At 25.7% G+C, this 1429-nt stretch carries 1 protein-coding gene; it reads left to right on the forward strand.

All coding sequences use genetic code 11. From position 1 onward, the window contains the following. Positions 1-1273 (forward strand): Mbeg1-like protein (locus AJ939_RS05880; protein ID WP_261666733.1); only part of this gene is annotated, 1273 nt, incomplete at its 5' end. Between the last annotated feature and the right edge of the window lie 156 nt (positions 1274-1429).

Genomic DNA, 1429 nt, shown 5'->3' on the forward strand with positions numbered 1-1429 from the left:
GACTAAAAATTTCATTCAAAGATATGAGGTTCAATTTCATCAGCCTAACACTACAAGTGGCTTTAGTGCTACTTTGTTTTACGATAAACAAAAAGATGAATTTATAGTAGGGTTTAGGGGAACTGAGGGTTTTTGGAATATAGATACGATGCAAGACATAACTCTATCCCTCAATGGCAATATCCAATCTTCTTCTCTTTTAGAATTTTTAGAACAAGTAAATAAAATAATCAAAAACAAACACAAAAGAATTATATTTGTAGGACATTCATTGGGTGGGTATTTAGCTCAAATGGCTTTGATATATTGCGATATTAAATATAAAGACAAATTATCTTTTAGCCCTAATGAAGTTTATACTTTTAATTCCCCTAGTGTTTATGGTTGGAATTTTCCTAATATAGCTATCAACCCTAATACTATAAAAATTATGCAAGATCTTTTAGGAAAATACACTATAGATGTTTCAGAAAAAATCACTCATATTTATGATAATGGTAAAATTGAAATCATTGCTTCAGCTCAATATGGTGCAAGCAATGCTTTAGGTATATATACAGGGAAAAATGATCACTCTATAAAACCTCTTGTTAATACTCTCTATTTTTATTCCTATCTTTTAGAATTAGATGCTAACTATAACAAAGTCAAAGATAAAAGCCTTAGTGAGTGTATAGAGTATCTTAATCATTTTATGAAAAATATTCAAATTTATACAGAAACTTTTGTGTTAAAAAATAATGCTATTAATAATAAAAATTTCGCTCTTAAAAATGGACCTCTTGGACTTTTTAGAAGTTCTCCAGAAAAAATCAATCATTTTGAATATTTTCTTTCATTAATAGCCACCATAATGCAAGAAACAAATGGTATTTTAGAAGAGCTTGGAGATAATTATTATGCAAGCTATAAAGCTCCTACCATTAGTCAAACAAAAATCATAGATTTTATTTTAAAGGTGCAAAAAAAAGAAAAATACATTTTAATTCTTGATAAAAATGATTTTAATAAATACAGAAAAGATTGTTCCTTTATTAATAATCAAGAAAATTTAGCTCATAAAATTGCCATTGGGGAATTTAGAATTTTCATTGTGGTTTATAAAGATATGAAATGTCTTAAAAATATTAATAATATAACAAAAATATATGGATATAATTCAAAAAGTTATAAAATAAAAGATCAAATTTGGGATGAGCAATATTTAGGTGGAGTTTGTAAAATATCACAAGCTTTGTATTTTAATGGAAAAGCTAAAATAGGTATTATTTAGGAAAATTATGATAGGTAAAGACTTTTTATATTCTATTCATAAAGATAAAAAAAGTATTTATTTGTTTTGTGAAAATAAAAGCATCATTGATTGTCAAAGTATTTATGATGAACTTTATAAATTAGAAGCAACGACAGATTTTACTTTTGAAGAACT

The sequence above is a fragment of the Campylobacter sp. BCW_6889 genome, from assembly GCF_001762535.1.
Lineage (GTDB): Bacteria > Campylobacterota > Campylobacteria > Campylobacterales > Campylobacteraceae > Campylobacter_D > Campylobacter_D jejuni.